We start from the raw sequence: 19,939 nt of genomic DNA, 5'->3' as shown, positions 1-19,939 counted from the left end.
CTGTAAAGTATCGATCAAAAATAGATGGAGCCAATAGGATGGATAATCAAAGTTCATTACCTGTGTTCAATGATCTGGTGCAACGATTACATGAAACCTTACCCAATCTAAAGACGGAGTATGGAATTCGGCAACTTGGAGTGTTTGGTTCCTATGTTCGGGGTGAGCAAACGTCACAGAGTGATCTGGATTTGTTGGTGGAATTTGAACCAGATTATCGTTTGGGGTTGATCGGGTTTTGTGAATTGGAAAACAAGCTAACGGATTATCTGGGGGTGAAGGTTGATTTGGTGATGAAAACTGGATTGAAACCACGTATTGGCGAACGGATATTAGCTGAGGTCTGTTATCTATGAGTTGGGATACGGTGCATGACGATCTTCCACTCTTGAGACCGACAATTAATCAAATGCTTGAGGAGAGAGTGAGATAGAGTTTGTCCCACATGCTTTACAATGCGTAATACTATAAAGAAGAGATAAAGATTACTAGACCCTAGGCAATGCTAACGCCTAGACCCAAAGCGTCCACATCGGAGGGATACATGAGTCAACAGCCACTCAGTGAGATCGACAATTCACCCAAACCAACTGAACCCCAAGACACTCAAACGACTGAAAGCATAGATCCTCAGAATGGGAGTAAAAAGCCTGGGTTGCTGTTGGGTTTAGGTATTGGCCTAGCAGTAGGTGCGTTGGCAACTTATGCCTTCAATACCCTCAACCGCTCTGAACCGACCCCCGTCCAACCCGTGACCACTTCTCAATCGGCCGATCCCGTGCAAACAGTTACTCTAGCCACGGTAGAATCAACGAAAATACCCAGCACATTCACGGCAACTGGGACAGTAGATGCGTATGACCTGTTACCCGTGCTGCCCGAAGTGATGGATTTACAAATCCGCCAAGTGCTAGTCGATGAAGGGGATTGGGTAGAAAAAGGGCAATTGATGGTGGTATTAGATGATTCGGTTTTGCAAACCCAAATCCGCCAAGTCCAGGCAGATGTAGAAGCGAGTCGCGCTGTAGTACAAGAGCGGCAAGCGGCAGTGGAACAAGCCAAATCAGCTCTACAGGGAGCATTGGCGGCGAAAGCAGAAGCTCAAGCGGGCAAGCAACAGGCGATCGCCTCTTTAGCCCAAGCCCAAGCAGAACTCGAACAGACAGAACGGGATTTGCAGCGATCCGAAACCCTTGCCGCAGAAGGAGCCATTAGCACCCAAGAAGTGGATTTAAGCCGCACAAGGGCTAAGAATGCTCGGGAAGCGGTGCAAGTGGCTAAGGCAAATCTGAATAGCGCTGAAGCTAGAATCAGTAGTGCAACCGCCAATGTGAATAGTGCCCAAGCCACTATCGGCAGTATGACCGCGAATGTAAATACGGCTTTAGCCCAACTGCAAAGTCAACAAGCGAGGGTAGAACAACAGAAAACCTATCTTGCCCAAACCCAGGTTACCGCACCATCGAGTGGTAGGGTCAGCGAACGTAGCGCACGGGTGGGAGATTTGGCTAATCGAGAGACCCCCCTCTTTCGGATTATCAACCAAGGCGCTCTAGAATTAGAACTGAAAATCCCTGAAACCCAACTGAGTCAGGCGAACATTGGGGCCCCAGTTACCTTAACCTCGGATGCTGATAGTCGGATCGATATCAAGGGTACGATTCGGGAAGTGGCTCCCCTGGTTGATGCTAATACTCGCCAAGCAACGGTGAAGATTGACCTTCCGTCCTCTACCCTCTTGCGACCGGGGATGTTTTTACAAGCGAGTATTACCGCGCAAACGTTGCAAGGACTGGTGGTTCCCGCGCAAGCGGTTCAACCCCAAGCTGATGGTAGCGCCCTGATTTATCAAGTTGATGAAAACGATCGGGCGATCGCCCGCACGGTAGAAGTGGGTTCCCCCCTAGGGGGAGATTCTACCAATGTCGAAATTAAACAAGGTCTGAATTTAGGCGATCGTATCGTCGTCCTCGGTGCAGGATTTATCAGCGAAGGTGATATCGTCCGTGTCGTAGACAGCAGTGCCCTGAATCCTACTGTCAATTAGTGAGATGCTCCTGACAGGTGGACGCGGGGACACCCAGACCCAGGGAAGATTATTGCCCATACCCTGTTTCCTATTCCACCTATTGCCTATTGCCTTTCCCCTCTCTTGCCTTTAAACAAAAATGTCTTTCAAAATCTCCTCCTGGTCAATACACAAGCCGGTTCCCACCCTCGTCGTCTTCCTGATTTTAGCGATCGTGGGCATGTTTTCCTTTACCCAATTGGGTATTGATGAAAATCCCAATATTGATTTCCCCTTGGTTTCTGTGACCATTGTCCAACCCGGAGCCGGGCCAACAGAACTGGAAACCGAAGTGACCAAGAAAGTCGAAGATGCCATAGCTTCTATAGAAGGAGTCGATGAGCTTCGCTCAACAGTAACCGATGGTCAGTCGAGTACCACGATTATGTTTGAGCTGGAAACCAACAGCGATACAGCAACCAACGACGTTCGCAATGCGATCGCCCAAATTCGGCAAACCCTACCCCAAGACATCGAAGACCCTATTGTTCAAAAAATCGATTTTATGGGTCAATCGGTGATCGGTTATGCAGTAACCTCTCCCGAGCGCTCTGTCGCAGAACTGAGCGATCTGGTAGATCGCGACATCACTCGTGACCTACTCTCTGTTCCTGGTGTCGCCAGAGTAGACCGTATTGGTGGAGTTGACGAAGAAATTCGCATCGACCTCAACCCCACCCGTCTGCAAGCCCTAGGAATTACCGCCAGCGAAGTCAACCAGCAAATCCGCGACTTTAACATCAACCTCCCTGGAGGGCGATCGCAAACTGGAGGCACAGAAAAAAGCATTCGCACCCTAGGGAGTGCTGCCACCCTAGAGACCCTCAAAACCTATCGTATTGTTCTCCCCAATGGCGAGGATATCCCCCTCACCAGCCTAGGAGAAGTTAACAATGGATTTGCTGAACCCCGTCAAGTTTCCCGCTTAACTATCAAAGATAATCCGGATGTTCAGCAAACCCCCGTAGTGGGCTTTTCCGTGTGGCGCAGTAGTGGCTCTACCCTAGTCAGTGTAGAAGAAGGAGTGCAGAAAAAAGTAGCCCAACTGCAAGAAACTCTGCCTGAAGATATTCAACTGGAGCTGATCTTCACCAACGCCGACTATATTCGCCTCTCCTATCAAGCCTCCATTGATGCCCTAGTTGTAGGCTCTCTCCTAACTGTGGTTACGGTGGGCATATTTTTAAGAGATTGGCGGGGTACGCTGATTACCGCCTTTGCCTTGCCTCTATCGATTATTCCCACTTTTATCGTTTTGCGTTCTCTAGGGTATACCCTCAATGATATGACCTTACTGGGGTTTGCTCTAGCGATGGGAAACCTGGTCGATGATGCCATCTGTATGATTGAAAATATCAGTCAGCACATTCAGATGGGTAAGCGACCCTTCCAAGCCGCCTTAGATGCAGCCAATGAAATTGGTTTAGCGGTCTTAGCCACAACTGCCACTATTGTCGCAGTCTTTGTCCCAGTGGCCTTTATGGGAGGGATTCCGGGTGAATTTTTCCGACCCTTTGGCATCACGGTTTCAGTAGCCACCTTGTTTTCTACTCTGGTGGCGACGACTATGACCCCTATGTTGGCCGCTTATCTGTTAAAAGGGAAAAAAGTAGAAGAGACTTCATTGCTCAAAGAACAGAACCCAGATACACCCTCCTATCACCTGAATTCAGAATTAACTCATCGAGGGTTTCGTTGGGGTCAACGTACATTTCATCCCTATCGCAGACTCCTAGGCTGGGCCCTATCCCATCGCATCGTTACTTTAATGATTGCAGTAGCTTTCTTTGTTGGATCGATGCAACTGATTCCCTTGATTCCCACAGGATTATTTGGAGGATATGACCGGGGTTTAACTCGGGTAACTATTAAGTTGCCTCCTGGCTCTCCTTTGAGTTTAACGGACCAGGTGATGCAGACAACGACCGAGATGCTCCAAGATCACCCAGCCTTTAGAAGTGCCCTAGCTAGTGCAGGGGAAGGAGACTCTGGCATTAATGAAGCCTTAATCACTGTGAATCTTTTACCTCCAGAAGTGCGGGGAATGTCCCAGAAAGAGTTTGAGCAACAGATGCGTCAGAAGTTGGTAGAAATTCCGGGAGCGCGGGTGACTTTCCAAGCGGCAGGAGCGGCTGGAAATGCAACTGATATCTCCGTGGTTCTCAGCAGTGAAACTCCAGAATTGCTCAAGAGTACGGCAGATGAGTTAGAGAGCTTTATGCGTGGGATTTCAGGATTAGTAGAGGTTACTTCTAGTGCCAGCTTGGTGAAACCTGAGTTGTTGATTACTCCAGACCCAGAGCGGGCAGCAGATTTGGGTGTATCGGTGGAGGCGATCGCCCGTACCGCCTCTTTAGCCACGATTGGTGATAATGATGCTAACCTAGCTAAGTTTAATCTCCCCGATCGCCAAATTCCCATTCGCATACAAATTGGCACTGAAGAGCGCAATGATATAGAAACTCTGCGGAATTTGCGCGTCCCCAGTCAAAATGGGGGGGTAGTTCCTCTAATGGCAGTGGCTGATATTCATATTGGTAGCGGTCCTTCCCAAATTGACCGCTTTGACCGCCTGCGTCAAGTTTCCCTAACTGGCAATTTACAAGGGATTTCCCTGGGGCAAGCCATGGAACCGATTAATGAGTGGTTAGAAACTAATTTGCCCCCCGAAGTTCAGCAACAACCCTCTGGGGATGTGGAGATTATGATCGATATTTTTTCTCGATTTGCCACTGCTCTAGGCCTGGGAATTCTGGGAATATACGCTATTTTAGTTCTGTTGTATAACAATTTTCTCTATCCCATTACGATCATGGTTGCTCTTCCCCTATCTGTGGGTGGAGCCTTACTGGCTTTGATGATTACCCAAAAAGAATTGGCATTCTATGCCCTAATTGGGATTGTGCTGCTTATGGGATTGGTGACTAAAAATGCAATTCTGTTGGTCGATTGTGCCTTGGCTAATATGCGCGAGCAAGGAATCTCCTTAAAACCGGCCTTAATTGCTTCTGGGATCTCTCGTCTGCGACCCATTTTTATGACGACGTTCTCGACCATTGCTGGGATGACCCCCATTGCTTTAGGGTTAGGAGCAGGCGCTCAAATGCGATCGCCTATGGCTATCTCGGTAATTGGCGGTATGACAACAGCAACGTTATTAACCTTGGTGGTTGTGCCGACCTTATTTACCTATGTTCATGGTTTCAGTCGTTGGTTATTGCGTTTAGTTCAAGGCAAACCCTCTCAACGACCTCGCCTGGCACTCTCTTCCGAAGTGAAAAAGAGCCAATTCAATTAAGCCATAGTAGGGTGCCCTGCGGTTTCGCGATCGCACCCTACACTAACTTTCCTTTAACCAAAAAGTTGTTTTAACCAATCTGTAAAATGCTTGGCTAACTCAGCGTCAGCATTCAATTTTTTTGCGCCTATCGCTTTTCCTGGAGGAAAACCGGGTTCATCTCGCCAAGCTAAATAAGTACAAAGCTCCGCTTTACGATAATGCTGGTCTTTAAAGTCTGTCAATTTACGATTTTTAGCTTCAGCAACACATTCTTGGGCAAATCGGAAGGTATCCTTCCAATCTAGCGGAACTAATTTAATACAAAGATCTTCTACAATACCCTCATCAATATTATTTGGCATTAGCCAAAACCCTAATTTAGGCTTATCTTCGTAACCTTGAATAATTGTGCCATTTATCGTCGGATTTTGAGGAAAATTGTAATCATAATCTTGCAACTTTTTCTGTATACGATTCCACTGAGTCATGATTGATTTATCCGCATCTAAAACCGTACCTATCACTTCTGGAGTATCTGGGCGAATAATCAAGGAATTCAAATTTTTCAAGGCTAGATCAATACCTTCACAATCATGAATCCTAAAGTTATTAGAAACACTCTGTTTTTTACACAATGCCATCACGATATGACAATCATTATTGCCTTCTACAAGTAAGATTTTTTTGATTTCAGAAGAGTTGAGATCTTGTTTGCAAGGATCGGACATAGGAGTATTGCTTAACGAATATAAATTTCTGATTCTAGAGAATCCATTAATTGTTCTAAAGTATATTCAGTTGCTTTAATGTTGTCCTGTTTAGACTCTAGACGAAACACCGATCCTGACTCTGGATACTGGTTCCAAATTTTCCCAAAACTTTTCACGCAATCATAACTGTGAGTTGTGGCGAATACTTGAATATTGAGTTTTTCTGCAATCTGAAAAATAACTTCCCAAACTTTAGACTGAACTGTCCAATGCAACCCATTTTCTAATTCGTCAATCAGTAAGCATCCATTTTTGCTATTCACAAGACAAAGTAAAATTTCCAATAAATGATTAACCCCATCTCCCAAAGTTTTCATGGGTAAAGGTTCATCAATTCCTTCAAGTTTTACCAAAGGAATTCGTATAGAACCACTTTGATTTCCATTCGGCTGTACAAAGGAGATGTCTGAAATTCTAGGCTCAATTAAATTCAAGCCGGAAATTACTTCTGATTTTAAAGGGGTTAAGCTAGTTGCATCCCATAATTGAGCAATGCTATGATCTCGTTTTTTCTTCATTGGTATAGATTGACAAGAAACAGTATTATCCTTTAGAGGTATTGAGAAAAGTTTGTTTTCAAAAACCTTCAGGTCAATAAGTCGAAGATTTTTACCTTCCTCATGAACAACAATAGAAGAAAAAACATCTGGAATTTCTCCATCAGATTTTAGGGAATCAAGATCAACTGGAACTTTTCTCAGAACTCCTTGTTCTTGTTGTACTTGGTATGGCATTAATTTAATATGGAATTCCTTTATGTAAGGTGCTTCTGAAAGCAAAATTCCTTCCTCACCTATTTCTGGTAATTGATGTTTAAAAAACAAGTGACGCAGATTTTCTAAGGTTAAGTTTTTCATGTCTAGCGGCTTTTCTTTAAACCAGTTTTCTTGCCGTCCATCTATCAATTCAAAAAGTACATCTTGAGACACTCTGCTGGCATAAATACGGATTGCTTCTAAAAACGTACTTTTGCCAACATTATTTTTCCCAACAATCAGATTGACACGACTTAAGGATTTAATTTGCAGTTCGCGAAATATTCTAAAATTCTTGATATAAAACGATTTCAGCATGATATCAACCGAGGAAATACACTCCAATTAGGGATTGGACGCATCCAACCCCTAAACATCAGGTTAACTTAAAACCCAATTCACCAAGGAGCGAACGGGGAAACCGGTTGCACCCGCGCTATGGTAGCGGTAATCTTTATCTGTCCAAACGGGGCCGGCAATATCTAAATGTATCCAAGGAGTTTCCTTGATAAACTGCTTCAAAAATAGGGCCGCAGAAATTGAACCGCCTGCCCTTGAACCGGCGTTTTTCATATCAGCAACGACGGATTTCATGCTATCAAAATAGGTCTCTTCTAAGGGCATCCGCCAAAACTGTTCTCCGGCAAGTTCGGAGCTGTTGATAAAGTCGGCGGCTAGGGTATCATCGGCTGTCCATAACCCACCAATTTTATTGCCCAAAGCGACAACACAAGCTCCGGTTAAGGTGGCGAGATCGACGATCGCCTCCACACCCAGTTTTTCGGCAAACACCAAGGCATCTGCTAACGTAAGACGACCTTCGGCATCTGTATTATTGACTTCAATGGTTTTGCCATTGGAAGCTTTGAGAATATCCCCCGGATGCATGGCATGACCGCTAATCATATTTTCAGTCGCTGCTGAGATAAAATGAACTTCAACATCGGGTTTTAATTGGGCGATCGCCTTGGCTGCGCCTAATGTAGCTCCTGCACCTCCCATGTCGGTTTTCATCATCTCGATGCTACTCCCCGCACCCGCTTTGATATTCAAGCCACCCGAGTCAAAGGTTAAGCCTTTACCGACGATAGCTAACTTGCGGCGCGGTGTACCTTGGGGTTTGTACGTGAGATGGATAAATTGAGGGGGAAGATCGGAGGCTTGGGCAACCCCCAAAAATGCTCCCATTCCCTGTTCTTCACATTCCTTTTGCCCTAAAATTTCCAGCTCTAAGCCATATTCGGAGGCGATCGCCTGTGCTGTTTCTGCTAAAGTAATTGGTGTTACCTCATTGGCGGGAGCCGCCACCAATTCCCGTGCTAAAATCACCCCAGAACAAATAATGGTGGCTTTTTCTAGGGCAGCTTCCGTACCGCCTAACCCCAACAGCGCCACCGTTTGCAACTCTGGGGGTTTCTCCTCTGGTTCCGACTTAAAGCGATTATCCTGATGTAAGCCTAACTCAATTCCTTCGGCGATCGCCTGAGCAGTTAAGTGGCGATCGTCATTCAACAGGGGAAAACTAAGACCTAAACTTTGGCAGCGTTCCTTTTGTGCCAACTTAGCTGCCGATGCTCCTCCTTGACGCAGAGTTTCTACACTCAGCTTTTCCGCTTTCCCCAAGCCCACCAAAATCAGTTTGCGGATCGGGTGTTTTTTCCCTAAGCGAGTAAATATTGTACTGCCGTCTTTACCCTTAAACTCTGCATCTTCAATGAACTCAGCCAGAGCGCCGTCTAGCTTCTCATCCAGTTGTCCTAGATCCGCACTCAGTTCTACCGCATCCTCAAAAAAGCCCAGGGCAAGCGCATCCCCCGTCCAATCTAACCGTGGCGTATCTGTAGGTTTGAATTCCATCGTTATTGATAATAAGTGTACCGTTTCCTTTTACTTAGTATAGTGGGGTAGCGAGCCTTAGACTATGCCTTAGACTATCCTAACCAGGAGAAATTGCAATCATATAATTCGCATTTGCCGATCGCTTTAGCTTCTCTAAAAGCTGTCCTTGCCGTAGAGTCAGAGAATATCAAAGCGCTGACTACAATCTTGATGTCAATTACAATTCTGTTGGTTTTCACGATCGAGAAATGACTCTAGAAATTCTAGAGTTATTTCGTTAGCAATCGCTTGTTGGCTTGCTTCTTCCATGAGTTCTAGAAATAGCCTCTCTCCAGTGAAAGCGAGCGTTGGGGGTGAGGGCTATACTTCATGCAATAAAGAAAGGCTATATAACCAATCCTCTGGGTAAGCATTAATCGCTCTAGTGTGAGTGTAAGATCGGCACGGATGTAAATTTGCGATTAAGATCGGGGAATATACAGCGTAAAGCTAATCTTTTATGCTGGCTGAAACCTATGCCCCGGTTCCGTTCGTCTCCTAACCCGATCGCTATTTCTACCCCAATCATGTCTAACCCTAAATCTAATCTTCCTCTCATTTTCTCGATCGCCGGAGTCAGTCTAGGGGCAATTGTTGGGGGGGCGATCCTCCATCAAACCCATCTGGATCGCCAAATCGCTGATGAAGTGAGCTCTTGGCTACCCGAAGTTCCGTCTGAAAAACCAACGTTTCAGCTTAACCCGACTCAAGTACAGCAATCCAAAATTGCCCAGTTGGTGAAACTTTCGCCGACTGAGCGCCAACCCTATCTGGAAGCGATGAGCCAACAACCGAGTCATCCAGAACATCCTCGCGCTCGCTATCTATTGGCGATGGATCGGTTGGCTCAAAATCAACCCCAAGAGGCGATCGCCACTTTAGAGAATTTAGAAACCCGTTATCCTCTCCTAGCCGCTCATATTCTTTCTCAACGCGCCCAAGCCTATGCCCAATTAGGGGAAACCACGCAAGCCGCAGCGACGTGGCAAAAGATTTTAACCACCCATCCCAATCATCCTGTGGCGGCTGAAGCCCTCTATGAGTTAGGCAAAACGAATCCTAAACTGTGGGAAGAGGCGATCGCCAAATTTCCTGCCCATCCCCGCACCGTAGAAATGGCGGCGAATCAACTGGCGACGAATCCCAACTCCTTGCCCCTATTGCGCCTGCTGGCTAAACATGCTCTCTACAAACCTGACTATACTGAACTTCTAGATCGCCTCACCCAAACCCACAGCGCCCAACTTACCCCTGAAGATTGGGAAATTATCGCCTTTGGTTATTGGGAAAAAATTGAGTATGGCAAAGCCGGTGCAGCCTATGCCAAAGCGCCTCCCACACCCAAAAACCGATATCGGGCGGCAAGAGGGTTGCACCTTGGAGGCAAAACCCAAGAAGCGATCGCTGCCTATAAACTCTTGTATAGTAGTTATCCCAATGAGAGAGAAACTGCCCAAGGCTTAATTCATCTTTCCCGGTTAGTCGATCTGCAACCCGCACAAGAGTATCTGAATATTGTCATTGATCGGTTTCCCCACAAAGCCGCCGCCGCTCTGGTAGAACAAGGCAAAGTTTTAGACGCGCTCAAAAGTTCCCAATCTGCAAAACAGGCGCGGCAGTCGATTTTAACCCAATATAGTCAATCAGAAGAAGCCGCCAAACTCAGATGGCAACAAGCCGAAGATGCCGCCGACAAGGGTAACTTACTGCAAGCCTGGAGACTTGCCCAGGAAATCACCGTAGAAAACCCAGAGACAGAGTACGCTCCCGAAGCCGCCTTTTGGGTAGGGAAATGGGCGAAAAAACTGGGCAGGGAGCGGGATGCCAAAGCTACCTTTGAATATGTGCTACAGCGCTACCCTGAATCCTACTATGCCTGGCGATCGGCTCTCATGCTTGGATGGAATGTGGGCGACTTTACCAGCGTTCGCTATCTCGAACCCGACGTAGAATATAGCATCCCTCGCCCCCTATTACCCGCCGGTTCCGAAACCCTGAAAGAACTTCATCAACTGGGACAAGATCGAGAGGCTTGGATGCTGTGGCAAGTCGAATTTACCAACACCATGGAACCCACCGTTGCCCAACAGTTTACCGATGGCATTCTGCGCTTGCAAGTCGGCGATTATTTAGACGGAATCTTCATGCTCAATAGCCTGGCATGGCGGGACGATCCTGAAGAGCAAAAACAATATCAAATGCTCCGTCAACAACTTGCCTATTGGCAATCACTCTATCCTTTTCCTTATCTAGAATCCATTGAAAGTTGGTCAAAAGATCGGCAACTCAATCCCCTTTTAGTCACAGCTCTAATTCGCCAAGAATCTCGATTTATGCCCCAAATTAAATCCGTCGTTGGCGCTACCGGATTAATGCAAGTGATGCCAGAAACTGGGGAATGGATCGCCAGTAAAATCAATCTAGCCAGTTATCAGTTGGACAATCCGAATGATAATATAAAGTTGGGAACCTGGTATTTAGACTATACCCACAGCGAGTATAGCAATAATTCCTTGTTGGCTGTAGCGAGTTATAATGCCGGGCCGGGAAATGTTGCCGATTGGCTTAACCGTTTCGGTTTCCGCGATCCTGATGAATTTGTCGAAAAAATACCCTTTCCTGAAACCTATGGCTATGTCAAATCCGTATTTGGAAATTACTGGAATTATCTGCGTTTGTATAATCCAGAAATTATCCAAAAAATGGAAAAGATTAACTAAGTGAAGGATATTTTAACTGGATACAACGCTTTGGGATTACATGGCGTTTGTTGCGTAGCTCACCAACTCTCAAAACTTTCGGAAAAAATAAACTCAATTGATGTGTCGAGAAACCGGGTTGCTTGCAGAAACCCGGTTTCTATGCCAATTGGCGCTCAGAATTAACCGACTAACACCTTAACCTTATCCATAATGCCAACGGGGTCAATACCTTGATAGGGGAACTGTTCCCACAGTCCACCGCATCCTTCCTTATGCACGCCCAAATAAGCAAACTTCGGTGTTAATCCCCGTTCCAGTAACCAGGAACCAAACCGGCTACCTAAACCCGTTTTGCGGTTAAAAGATTCAACCACCAAGACAAAGGGAGCATTTCCCACTTTGGTCATCATCTCTTCATCGATTACATTGAGAGTTGATTTATTAATTAAACCCACATCAATGCCGTCTTGCTTCAACCGTTCAACCGCATCTAGAGCGCGATAGAGACCATCCCCAAAGCTGACAATATAACCGGCAGTTCCTTCGCGAATCACTTCATCTTTGCCAGGGGTAAAGGTGTAACCTTCACCATAGAGTTCCTTACCGTCACTATCGAGTAAGAAAGGAACTTTAGAACGAGTGGAGAAAATAAACCGCAGTCCGGGTTGAGGGAAGACAGCTTCCACGCAAGCCTTCATTTGTCCGGCATCGGCTGGGAAATAAACCCTGGTTTCATAGCCATCATCTAACCCATTATCGGCAAACAGATTATTGATGCCGAAGTGACAGGTATTGTCTGCCATGTCATCAATTCCCGCGTGGGAGAAATGACAGAGCAGATTAGAATAATTGAGGCGAGCCATGGTAATTTCGGAGATGCACATCTCCAGAAAGGCGCTAAAGGTAGCAAAAATTCCTTGCTTACCTTTCTCCATGCCAAAGCCAGCCGCAGCCGAGAGGTTACCCCGCTCCATAATGCCGCCACTGACAAAAATTTCGGGATGAGCTGCATGGATTTTGTTTAAGCCACAGGAGCCTTCTAAGTCGCTATCAACACAGAGAACGTTTTGTTTGCGCTCTTCTTCACTCATGCGTCCGAGAATCGCCACTACAGATTCTCCAAAGACATTCCGGTTCGAGCCAACTTTGTCACTCGAACCGAGGAAAGTATAGCTTTGTGAAGGTTTTTCAATAGCCTTGAGGTATTCAACTGCGGCGGTATGACCCCGTTGTTCTAAATATTGCAGTGCCAATTTTAAGGAAATGACATCATGACCGTGATTCGATCCTTCGAGTCCTTCGATACCAGGACACATGGGACGCTTGTTAATCACTGCAACGGGGCCAGGAGTATTGATGGCTTCGCAGAGACGACTGTAAAGATCATCAATGTCTTCTCCGTTGCCTTCGAGAATCTTTACGCCATGACCGGCAAGGGTTTGGGCAACGTTAAAGCCCGGTAAATACTTAGATGGATTGCCGGCAATGGTGACATCATTATCATCAATAATCAGTTTGACATTGATGTATTGGGCGACGGCTAACCGGGCAGCTTCTGCGTCGTTTCCTTCTTGCTGGGAACCATCGGAACCAAGACAGAAGACTGTTTTACCTGGGTTTGCTAGGGCAACTCCGTTAACGTAGGGCCACATATGACCTAAACGCCCAGAACTAAATTTTACACCGGGAGTTAAACCGAGTTCGGGGTGTCCGGGGAGGTGGTGATGGGCTTCGCGATAGTGGAGCAGTTTTTCTGCTGGCATGTCTCCATTGAGGACGGACATGAGGTACTGGGTTCCGACGCGGTGTCCGGCTTCATCGAAGAAGATGGGGACAAATTTATCAGGCGCTCCCCGGAAGAAGGCATCGAGAATCATGACTTCGGGTACGGTGTCGTAGGGACCACCTGTGTGTCCGCCGACACCTCTGGCTGCACCGGTTGCGGTGAAGAAGATGAGGGTATCGCGACAGAGTTGAATGTTGTATTTGAGCGCTTCCCGTTGTTCGTCGGTGAGTTGGGGTTGGCTGGGATCGAGGGTGAGGGCTTTGTAGCTATTGATATCAATAGCGAAGTTGTCGGCGATAATGGTCATAAGGATTTTTTTAGTTGAATTGAATTAAGGGCCAGTCGGACACTAGAGTACCAGGAAAGGGGATGGGGGGATAGGGGGATGGGGGGATAGGGGGATGGGGCGATGGGGAATAGGGAATGGGGAGATTGCTTGCTGGGACGGGGGATGACACAATATTAGGGTTGAGTAATGTAAGGGTTGAGTTATGAAGTTGGAGTTTAAGGTTCCGTCGATGGTGTGTGAGGGTTGTGTGGATACGGTGAAGAAGGCGATCGCCAAAACAGACAGTAGCGCCCAAGTGAATATTGTCTTGGAAACGAAAGCGGTGACGGTGGAAACAGGATCGTCAGAGCAGGAGATCCATGGCGCAATTACGGCGGCTGGCCATACCGTAGCGTAAATTATGGCTTCTGTTAAGTCTGGATGGTTTTCGCGGTTGGTGGGGCGATCGCCGAATCTGTCTATGCGGTTAATGGCGATCGGGATAATCGTGACCTTCTTTTTCTTGATTGTTGCCTTATTTGCTCCAGCTTTCCAGGCTTGGGGATGGTTGCAAGATCCTACAGAAGCGCTGATGAACCCGCCCCAAGCACCGCCTTCTGCCCAATATTGGTTTGGTACAACCCGGTTGGGCTATGATGTATTTTCTCGTACCTTGTTTGGAGCGCAAGCCGCTTGGAAAGTGGTGATTTTAGCCACGCTCCTGAGTATTATGGTGGGTGTTCCTCTAGGGTTGGTGAGTGGTTATAAGGGCGGTAAGTTCGATCGCGTCGTGCTATTCGCCATGGATACCCTTTATACGTTGCCGGGCTTATTGCTGTCGATTACGTTGGCATTTGTGGTGGGGAGAGGAATTCTGAATGCGGCGATCGCCCTCAGTATAGCCTATGTCCCCCAATATTATCGTGTCGTTCGCAACCACACCATCAGCGTCAAAACGGAACTCTACGTGGAAGCCGCACAAGCCATGGGAGCCTCAACTTGGCGCATTTTAACCCGCTATTTATTTCTCAATGTGATTCAAAGCGTGCCCGTATTATTTACCCTCAATGGAGCCGATGCGATTATGACATTAGGGGGTTTAGGATTTCTCGGTTTAGGGTTACCCGAAGAAATTCCAGAATGGGGACACGATCTCAGATTAGCTCTAGAAGTTCTACCCACAGGCATTTGGTGGACTGCTCTTTTCCCAGGCATGGCGATGACGTTGATGGTAGTGGGGTTATCCTTAGTCGGTGAAGGCTTGAATGAATGGGTGAACCCGAAATTACGCAATCAGACGTGAATAATTAATAATTAATTATTAGTTATTTTCTTGGATAAAGCCAAGAAAATAGCTTAATATAATTCAAATCGACGAATTCAAGCAATATTTGAAAGATGAAGCTAAACGTTACTGAAGAAGGAGTTTTAATCCCAAAAGAATTATTGGGAGATAGTCAAGAAGTTGAAGTAATCCAACAGGAGGGGCAACTCATTATTACGATTCAACCGCCAGCCCTATCCTATCAACAGGTAACCGCATACGTTCTGAAGAAAAATCATGCGCTCTATCAACGTCTGGCTTAATGATCTATTTAACGATAGAACAAATTTTAGACATCCATCATCAAATAATTGCCCAGACTGTTGGGGCATCGGAAGTTACAAACTTTGGTTGACTGGAATCGGCGATCGCTCAACCCCAAATGACTTTTGATAGTCAAGAACTCTATACGAGTCTTCCAGAAAAAGCAGCCGCATTAGGTTTTTCCTTAATAAAAAATCATCCTTTTCTCGATGGGAATAAGAGAACTGGACATGCAGCAATGGAAATTTTTCTAATTCTGAACGGTTTTGAGATTAATGCTAATGTAGAAGAACAAGAAAAAATAATTATTCAAGTTACGTCAGGAGAAATAACAAGAGAAGAGTTTACAGACTGGTTGCAATCAGTGATTATTCCCTTTGAATACAGGGCAAAAAAGTAAGGCTTTACGAACCGAATCTAAGAAACAATGATTGCACTCTATCAAAAAGTAGCTCTTAACCAAGACTTCCCAGAATACAACCTGAAATAAGGAATTTGATCTACTCTGTTTTCCATTCCGTTTCTGGAATATTGGCGCTTATCATAATGTTGCGTAGAGTTCCAATGGGGAGGTCTTTTCCTTTATGATAAGGGACAATCGCCTGAAGTTGGTCTTCAGTATTTTTCCACTTACGATGACTTCCTTTTTGTGACACTAACTCAAACCCATATTCAGTTAAGATACGCTCTACTCGATCGGCGTTCATACGTCGAATACGAGTCATCCTACAGATACCTCTCGCAAAATTGCACCAGATTTCAGTTCAATCTTATCCGGTTCTAGATAAAGGGCTATAGCCTCCCGAATATTCTCTAACGCTTCTGCTTCTGTTTCTCCGGCTGAGACGCAACCCGGTAATTCTGGACACCAAACCGCCCAATCATGGGTTTGGGGATCTATTTCTAACACTACGCGCCATTTCATAGGGTTTGACTCTAAAACTTAATTCTGAGGGTATTTTACCATGATGGCAATTGAGTAAAGTTTATTACTCTATGTCAACACCAACCCTACTTTACAGTAAGATCTTCGCTCTTGTCAGGGTTGCTCTGATTTCCCTCATCGCTCTCTGTCGTCTCCTCTGTAGGGGAGTTGCTCTCGCGCTTATCGACATCCGTTCTGATTTGAATCCGGTTGGGGCTAATGTCTACGTCAAAGAGATAGCGTCCTTCAACCATGTGGAATGTTGCAAATGCACCAATACCGAAAATCAATACAGCGCACAGTGGGAAGGTGATTTGCCAGATGGGGAGTCTAAAGTGTTTCTTCATGGGGATACGTCCATGAGTTAGATTACCAACTATTTTGCCTAAAATATTTTAGGGTTGTCAAGGGCTTTGCCTAAATTTTTTTGGGTTAAGATGTGTTAGACTCAAGGAAACGAAAGACAAGCAACCGACTCATGGAAAGTTCAAAACCTGTATCGCGCATAGCCGAGCTGCGTCAACAGAAAGGACTAACACAACTGCAAATCGCCGAAATACTGGGTGTGACAGAAAATACGATTGCCAACTGGGAAAAGGGTAGAAGTGGCTTAGACTGGATTATCCGGATTACCAACTTGTGTATGATTCTTGCATGCAAGCCTGAAGAATTATTACAGTTTCTTGGGGAGGGAAATTTTTTTGGGGACAGAAATGAGAAAGAAAGACCTAGCTTTCCTTGGCCGTCAAATGATCCAGTTATTCCAATAGAAGGAGAAGCAGTTGTTGATCAACCCATTCCTCCCTATGGACAGGGACGAGTGTATTACCGAGGGTCTTGGTGGCCAGCTACCTCCATAGAGGAGACGACCTTACTCAAGGGCCAATGCGTTAGAGTCGTTGAACGGCAGAATATAACTTTACTCGTTACCCCAATCTGTAGCGAAATCAACCTGAAACAGAAAATGAACAATGATCGCACTCTATCAAAAAGTTGCTCTTAACCGAGACTTCCCAGAATACAACCTAAAACAAGGCGATATTGCTACTTTAATCGATAAGGTTCCCCATCCAAATCAAGGAGAAACCGGATATATACTCGAAGTGTTCAATGCTCTGGGAGAGTCAATTGATACTGTTATTGTTCCTGAATCGGCAGTTGCGCCTTTGAAAGCTGATGAGATTTTTACCGTGCGCCCTCTGATGCAATTATAGCTCCCTAAAAACTTAACGGAACGTTACAATCGTTAATGTTCCCTTGTTTACTGCTCAGATCATGGCTCAGTCTCACTCCTCCTCCAAGCCTCGCTGTATTGTTGTTGGTGCGGGTATTGGCGGCTTAACTACTGCCGCGCTCCTGGCTCGTCGGGGGTATTCGGTACTGATCCTGGATCAAGCCATTGTACCGGGGGGATGTGCTTCGACGTTTAAGCGGCGCGGGTTTACGTTTGATGTGGGAGCGACGCAGGTGGCAGGGTTGGAGGCGGGGGGGATTCATCATCGGATTTTTGAGGAATTGGAGATGGCGCTACCGGAGGCAACACCGTGCGATCCGGCTTGTGCGGTGTTTTTGCCGGGGGAAACTGAACCCATTTCTGTGTGGCGAGATCCTCTGAAATGGCAACAGGAACGGCAGCGACAGTTTCCGGGAAGTGAGCCGTTTTGGCAGTTGATGAATACGTTATTTAAAGCGAGTTGGCGGTTTCAGGGGCGAGATCCGGTGCTGCCTCCGCGTGATTGGTGGGATTTGTGGCAACTGGTGCAGGCGATGCGCCCGGATACGTTGATTACTGTGCCGTTTGCGCTGTTGACGGTGTGGGATGCACTGAGGTTGATGGGCGTGGGAAAAGACGATCGCCTAAAAACCTTCCTCGATCTGCAACTGAAACTCTACTCCCAAGTCGATACCACGGAAACCGCACTCTTGTATGCTGCAACCGCTCTGGGTGTTTCCCAGGAACCCCAAGGGCTGTATCATTTGCAAGGGAGTATGCAAGTTTTGAGCGATCGCCTCGTTTCTTCCCTAGAACGAGATGGCGCTACTCTCCTCATGCGCCACACCGTCGAGCAAATCGAAACCAAAAATGCGCGAGTAACTGGCGTTCGCATCCGCAATATGAAAACCGGAGAAACCTGGAGCGAAAACGCGGATTATGTCGTTGCCAATGTCACCATCCATAACTTGGTGCAACTCTTGAAGTCTGACGATCTGGCAACCAAAATATACGCCAATGGCTATAGCCAGCGTCTGAAGCAAGTCCCTTCACCGAGTGGCGCTTTTGTCGTTTATCTGGGAGTCGAACAAGCCGCTATTCCCGAAAATTGCCCGCCCCATCTGCAATTTCTGTATGATTACGATCGCCCCATTGGCGAGAATAACTCCCTATTTGTCTCCGTCAGTCATCCGGGAGATGGACGCGCACCGGATGGAAAAGCGACGATTACCGCTTCTTCCTTTACGGATACGGAGCAATGGTGGAACGGTGGAGACTACGAGCAATTGAAGCAAAAATTTACCGAAGGAGCGATCGCCCGTTTAAGCCAGTATTTCCACCTGACTCCAGAAACCCTGATTCACGTCGAAGCCGCCACACCGAGAACCTTTGCCAACTATACGGGGCGCGATCGCGGTATCGTCGGTGGTATGGGACAACGCTTAACCACCTTCGGTCCCTTCGGCTTCGCCAACCGCACCCCCATCGGCAACCTCTGGTTAGTCGGAGACTCCACCCATCCCGGAGAAGGAACCGCAGGCGTATCCTATTCTGCGTTAACTGTGGTGCGGCAGATTGATACAGCGCTTTCCGCTTCGCGGACATGTTCATGTCGGACGAAGTCCGAAACGCGCGGTAATGGGTAATAGGTAATGGGAAAACCGTTTTTCATGCTACAGTACCCAATCCAATCGAGTTAAATCAGGAACCAGTAAAATTGAACTTATATTCAAAAGAAGATTAAAGGCAAAGAATCGATGAGTACAGAACGCTGGAATGATGAGCGGTTAGATCGTTATACTAGATATTCTTCTCAATCAACAGAATCAGGGAGAAGACTCCACCGATGATTGAAATCGATCGCGCTTGTGTCACATTTAATCCGGGTACGGCTCTAGAAACTCCAGCGCTGCGGCAGATTTCCCTCCAGGTTCCAGCCAGGCAGTTTGTCACCGTCATTGGCTCCAATGGGGCAGGAAAATCGACGCTGTTAAATTTAGTCAGTGGCGATCGCCTGCCAGACTCTGGACGTATTTATATTGCCGATCAAAATGTTACCCTATGGCCAACCCAGAAACGGGCGAAGTTGGTCGCTAGAGTGTTTCAAAATCCCCTGTTGGGATCGTGTGCGAATTTAACCGTTGAAGAAAACATGGCATTAGCCGTTCAACGGGGAGGCTTTCGCGGGTTAAAATTGGCGCTTCCGAACCGTCGTCGCGCCCAGTTTCGGGAACAGTTAGCCAGTTTGGGCTTGGGATTAGAGCGCAGATTGGGCGATCGCATGGGATTATTATCGGGAGGACAACGACAAGCGGTGAGTCTGTTGATGTCTACGTTGGCTCCCACAGAGGTTTTATTATTAGATGAACATACGGCAGCTCTCGATCCAAAAACGGCCCATTTTGTCTTGCAGCTCACCCAGAAAATCGTTCGAGAGCAGCAGTTAACCACGATCATGGTTACCCATAGTATGAGTCAAGCATTGACGATGGGCGATCGCACGATTATGTTACATGAAGGACAAATTATTTTAGATATTGCTGGCGAGGAACGGGAAGGGTTAGAAGTTGCCGATCTGCTGGAGCGATTTAATCAGCTTCAAGGGGAAGAGTTAGCCGATGATTCCTTATTATTAGGGTAATATCAAATCTATTTATTTACGCTACAGAGATTTGTAGGGGCGGGTTATACCCAAATCTTGTAGAC

General features: G+C 46.6%; 18 protein-coding genes and 1 pseudogene. 12 read left to right on the top strand and 7 right to left on the bottom strand.

The window, feature by feature from the left end:
* The first annotated feature begins 38 nt into the window (after positions 1 to 38).
* The 3 genes from J7545_RS21335 to J7545_RS21325 all read left to right on the top strand — a co-directional run bounded on the left by J7545_RS21335 (position 39) and on the right by J7545_RS21325 (position 5,366).
* On the top strand, positions 39 to 356 hold the full coding sequence (locus J7545_RS21335) for a nucleotidyltransferase family protein (RefSeq protein WP_318699405.1): 318 nt from the start codon (positions 39 to 41) through the stop codon (positions 354 to 356).
* Between the two features lie 188 nt (positions 357 to 544).
* Positions 545 to 2,047, top strand: coding sequence for an efflux RND transporter periplasmic adaptor subunit (locus tag J7545_RS21330; protein WP_318699404.1), 1,503 nt, complete (start codon positions 545 to 547; stop codon positions 2,045 to 2,047).
* A gap of 121 nt (positions 2,048 to 2,168) precedes the next feature.
* The gene (locus J7545_RS21325) at positions 2,169 to 5,366 is read left to right on the top strand and encodes an efflux RND transporter permease subunit (RefSeq protein WP_318699403.1); all 3,198 of its coding nucleotides are present in this window, start codon (positions 2,169 to 2,171) and stop codon (positions 5,364 to 5,366) included.
* A 53-nt stretch (positions 5,367 to 5,419) separates the two neighbouring features.
* Here J7545_RS21325 and J7545_RS21320 read toward each other — a convergent pair whose 3' ends face one another.
* The 3 genes from J7545_RS21320 to J7545_RS21310 all read right to left on the bottom strand — a co-directional run bounded on the left by J7545_RS21320 (position 5,420) and on the right by J7545_RS21310 (position 8,730).
* Positions 5,420 to 6,076 (bottom strand): DUF3226 domain-containing protein, encoded by a 657-nt coding sequence (locus J7545_RS21320; protein WP_318699402.1) that lies wholly within the window; start codon positions 6,074 to 6,076, stop codon positions 5,420 to 5,422.
* 11 nt (positions 6,077 to 6,087) lie between these two features.
* Positions 6,088 to 7,191 (bottom strand): AAA family ATPase, encoded by a 1,104-nt coding sequence (locus J7545_RS21315; protein ID WP_318699401.1) that lies wholly within the window; start codon positions 7,189 to 7,191, stop codon positions 6,088 to 6,090.
* A 63-nt stretch (positions 7,192 to 7,254) separates the two neighbouring features.
* Positions 7,255 to 8,730 (bottom strand): leucyl aminopeptidase, encoded by a 1,476-nt coding sequence (locus J7545_RS21310; RefSeq protein ID WP_318699400.1) that lies wholly within the window; start codon positions 8,728 to 8,730, stop codon positions 7,255 to 7,257.
* Between the two features lie 497 nt (positions 8,731 to 9,227).
* Here J7545_RS21310 and J7545_RS21305 point away from each other — a divergent pair, with 497 nt between their 5' ends.
* Positions 9,228 to 11,471 carry a transglycosylase SLT domain-containing protein gene (locus J7545_RS21305; protein WP_318699399.1) on the top strand — a complete coding sequence of 748 codons (2,244 nt, stop codon included), beginning with the start codon at positions 9,228 to 9,230 and terminating at the stop codon, positions 11,469 to 11,471.
* A gap of 161 nt (positions 11,472 to 11,632) precedes the next feature.
* Here J7545_RS21305 and J7545_RS21300 read toward each other — a convergent pair whose 3' ends face one another.
* On the bottom strand, positions 11,633 to 13,546 hold the full coding sequence (locus J7545_RS21300) for a transketolase C-terminal domain-containing protein (RefSeq protein ID WP_318699398.1): 1,914 nt from the start codon (positions 13,544 to 13,546) through the stop codon (positions 11,633 to 11,635).
* A gap of 184 nt (positions 13,547 to 13,730) precedes the next feature.
* Here J7545_RS21300 and J7545_RS21295 point away from each other — a divergent pair, with 184 nt between their 5' ends.
* From J7545_RS21295 to J7545_RS21280, 4 genes and pseudogenes are all read left to right on the top strand, one after another.
* Positions 13,731 to 13,925 carry a heavy-metal-associated domain-containing protein gene (locus J7545_RS21295; protein ID WP_271945204.1) on the top strand — a complete coding sequence of 65 codons (195 nt, stop codon included), beginning with the start codon at positions 13,731 to 13,733 and terminating at the stop codon, positions 13,923 to 13,925.
* Positions 13,926 to 13,928: 3 nt separating this feature from the next.
* Positions 13,929 to 14,810: an ABC transporter permease gene (locus tag J7545_RS21290; protein WP_318699397.1), complete on the top strand. Its 882-nt coding sequence runs from the start codon at positions 13,929 to 13,931 to the stop codon at positions 14,808 to 14,810.
* A gap of 95 nt (positions 14,811 to 14,905) precedes the next feature.
* Positions 14,906 to 15,094 carry a hypothetical protein gene (locus J7545_RS21285; RefSeq protein ID WP_318699396.1) on the top strand — a complete coding sequence of 63 codons (189 nt, stop codon included), beginning with the start codon at positions 14,906 to 14,908 and terminating at the stop codon, positions 15,092 to 15,094.
* Positions 15,094 to 15,495, top strand: a pseudogene (locus tag J7545_RS21280) (type II toxin-antitoxin system death-on-curing family toxin). Before J7545_RS21285 ends, J7545_RS21280 begins: the two are co-directional and overlap by 1 nt.
* Before the next feature lie 100 nt (positions 15,496 to 15,595).
* Here the strand turns inward: J7545_RS21280 and J7545_RS21275 are convergent.
* The 3 genes from J7545_RS21275 to J7545_RS21265 form a co-directional block, all read right to left on the bottom strand.
* Positions 15,596 to 15,820, bottom strand: coding sequence for a type II toxin-antitoxin system HicA family toxin (locus J7545_RS21275; RefSeq protein ID WP_318699395.1), 225 nt, complete (start codon positions 15,818 to 15,820; stop codon positions 15,596 to 15,598).
* Positions 15,817 to 16,020 (bottom strand): type II toxin-antitoxin system HicB family antitoxin, encoded by a 204-nt coding sequence (locus J7545_RS21270; RefSeq protein WP_318699394.1) that lies wholly within the window; start codon positions 16,018 to 16,020, stop codon positions 15,817 to 15,819. The genes J7545_RS21275 and J7545_RS21270 overlap by 4 nt, the downstream gene beginning before the upstream one ends.
* 86 nt (positions 16,021 to 16,106) lie before the next feature.
* Complete coding sequence (locus tag J7545_RS21265; protein WP_318699393.1) at positions 16,107 to 16,367, bottom strand: hypothetical protein; 261 nt, start codon at positions 16,365 to 16,367, stop codon at positions 16,107 to 16,109.
* 131 nt (positions 16,368 to 16,498) lie between these two features.
* Between J7545_RS21265 and J7545_RS21260 the strand changes: the two genes are divergently transcribed.
* From J7545_RS21260 to J7545_RS21245, 4 genes are all read left to right on the top strand, one after another.
* Complete coding sequence (locus tag J7545_RS21260) at positions 16,499 to 17,023, top strand: NfeD family protein (protein WP_318699392.1); 525 nt, start codon at positions 16,499 to 16,501, stop codon at positions 17,021 to 17,023.
* Entirely contained in the window at positions 16,992 to 17,234 is a 243-nt protein-coding gene (locus J7545_RS21255; RefSeq protein WP_318699391.1) for a DUF4926 domain-containing protein, read from the top strand. Before J7545_RS21260 ends, J7545_RS21255 begins: the two co-directional genes overlap by 32 nt.
* Positions 17,235 to 17,295: 61 nt before the next feature.
* Positions 17,296 to 18,879, top strand: a complete 1,584-nt coding sequence (crtD, locus tag J7545_RS21250) for a C-3',4' desaturase CrtD (RefSeq protein ID WP_318699390.1) — start codon at positions 17,296 to 17,298, stop codon at positions 18,877 to 18,879.
* A 200-nt stretch (positions 18,880 to 19,079) separates the two neighbouring features.
* Positions 19,080 to 19,874: an ABC transporter ATP-binding protein gene (locus tag J7545_RS21245; protein ID WP_318699389.1), complete on the top strand. Its 795-nt coding sequence runs from the start codon at positions 19,080 to 19,082 to the stop codon at positions 19,872 to 19,874.
* Positions 19,875 to 19,939 lie beyond the last annotated feature (65 nt).

Origin of the sequence: Roseofilum sp. SBFL (assembly GCF_017746885.1) — a bacterium.
In the GTDB taxonomy this organism is placed as follows: domain Bacteria; phylum Cyanobacteriota; class Cyanobacteriia; order Cyanobacteriales; family Desertifilaceae; genus Roseofilum.
This window is presented reverse-complemented; position numbering and strand designations above follow the sequence as displayed.

What these genes read in the sequence shown, in the direction of transcription:
- J7545_RS21335 (WP_318699405.1), top strand. Translation starts at nt 39, where the DNA reads ATGGATAATCAAAGTTCATTACCTGTGTTCAATGATCTGGTGCAACGA.
- J7545_RS21330 (WP_318699404.1), top strand. Translation starts at nt 545, where the DNA reads ATGAGTCAACAGCCACTCAGTGAGATCGACAATTCACCCAAACCAACT.
- J7545_RS21325 (WP_318699403.1), top strand. Translation starts at nt 2,169, where the DNA reads ATGTCTTTCAAAATCTCCTCCTGGTCAATACACAAGCCGGTTCCCACC.
- J7545_RS21320 (WP_318699402.1), bottom strand. Translation starts at nt 6,076, where the DNA reads ATGTCCGATCCTTGCAAACAAGATCTCAACTCTTCTGAAATCAAAAAA.
- J7545_RS21315 (WP_318699401.1), bottom strand. Translation starts at nt 7,191, where the DNA reads ATGCTGAAATCGTTTTATATCAAGAATTTTAGAATATTTCGCGAACTG.
- J7545_RS21310 (WP_318699400.1), bottom strand. Translation starts at nt 8,730, where the DNA reads ATGGAATTCAAACCTACAGATACGCCACGGTTAGATTGGACGGGGGAT.
- J7545_RS21305 (WP_318699399.1), top strand. Translation starts at nt 9,228, where the DNA reads ATGCCCCGGTTCCGTTCGTCTCCTAACCCGATCGCTATTTCTACCCCA.
- J7545_RS21300 (WP_318699398.1), bottom strand. Translation starts at nt 13,546, where the DNA reads ATGACCATTATCGCCGACAACTTCGCTATTGATATCAATAGCTACAAA.
- J7545_RS21295 (WP_271945204.1), top strand. Translation starts at nt 13,731, where the DNA reads ATGAAGTTGGAGTTTAAGGTTCCGTCGATGGTGTGTGAGGGTTGTGTG.
- J7545_RS21290 (WP_318699397.1), top strand. Translation starts at nt 13,929, where the DNA reads ATGGCTTCTGTTAAGTCTGGATGGTTTTCGCGGTTGGTGGGGCGATCG.
- J7545_RS21285 (WP_318699396.1), top strand. Translation starts at nt 14,906, where the DNA reads ATGAAGCTAAACGTTACTGAAGAAGGAGTTTTAATCCCAAAAGAATTA.
- J7545_RS21275 (WP_318699395.1), bottom strand. Translation starts at nt 15,820, where the DNA reads ATGACTCGTATTCGACGTATGAACGCCGATCGAGTAGAGCGTATCTTA.
- J7545_RS21270 (WP_318699394.1), bottom strand. Translation starts at nt 16,020, where the DNA reads ATGAAATGGCGCGTAGTGTTAGAAATAGATCCCCAAACCCATGATTGG.
- J7545_RS21265 (WP_318699393.1), bottom strand. Translation starts at nt 16,367, where the DNA reads ATGAAGAAACACTTTAGACTCCCCATCTGGCAAATCACCTTCCCACTG.
- J7545_RS21260 (WP_318699392.1), top strand. Translation starts at nt 16,499, where the DNA reads ATGGAAAGTTCAAAACCTGTATCGCGCATAGCCGAGCTGCGTCAACAG.
- J7545_RS21255 (WP_318699391.1), top strand. Translation starts at nt 16,992, where the DNA reads ATGATCGCACTCTATCAAAAAGTTGCTCTTAACCGAGACTTCCCAGAA.
- crtD (WP_318699390.1), top strand. Translation starts at nt 17,296, where the DNA reads ATGGCTCAGTCTCACTCCTCCTCCAAGCCTCGCTGTATTGTTGTTGGT.
- J7545_RS21245 (WP_318699389.1), top strand. Translation starts at nt 19,080, where the DNA reads ATGATTGAAATCGATCGCGCTTGTGTCACATTTAATCCGGGTACGGCT.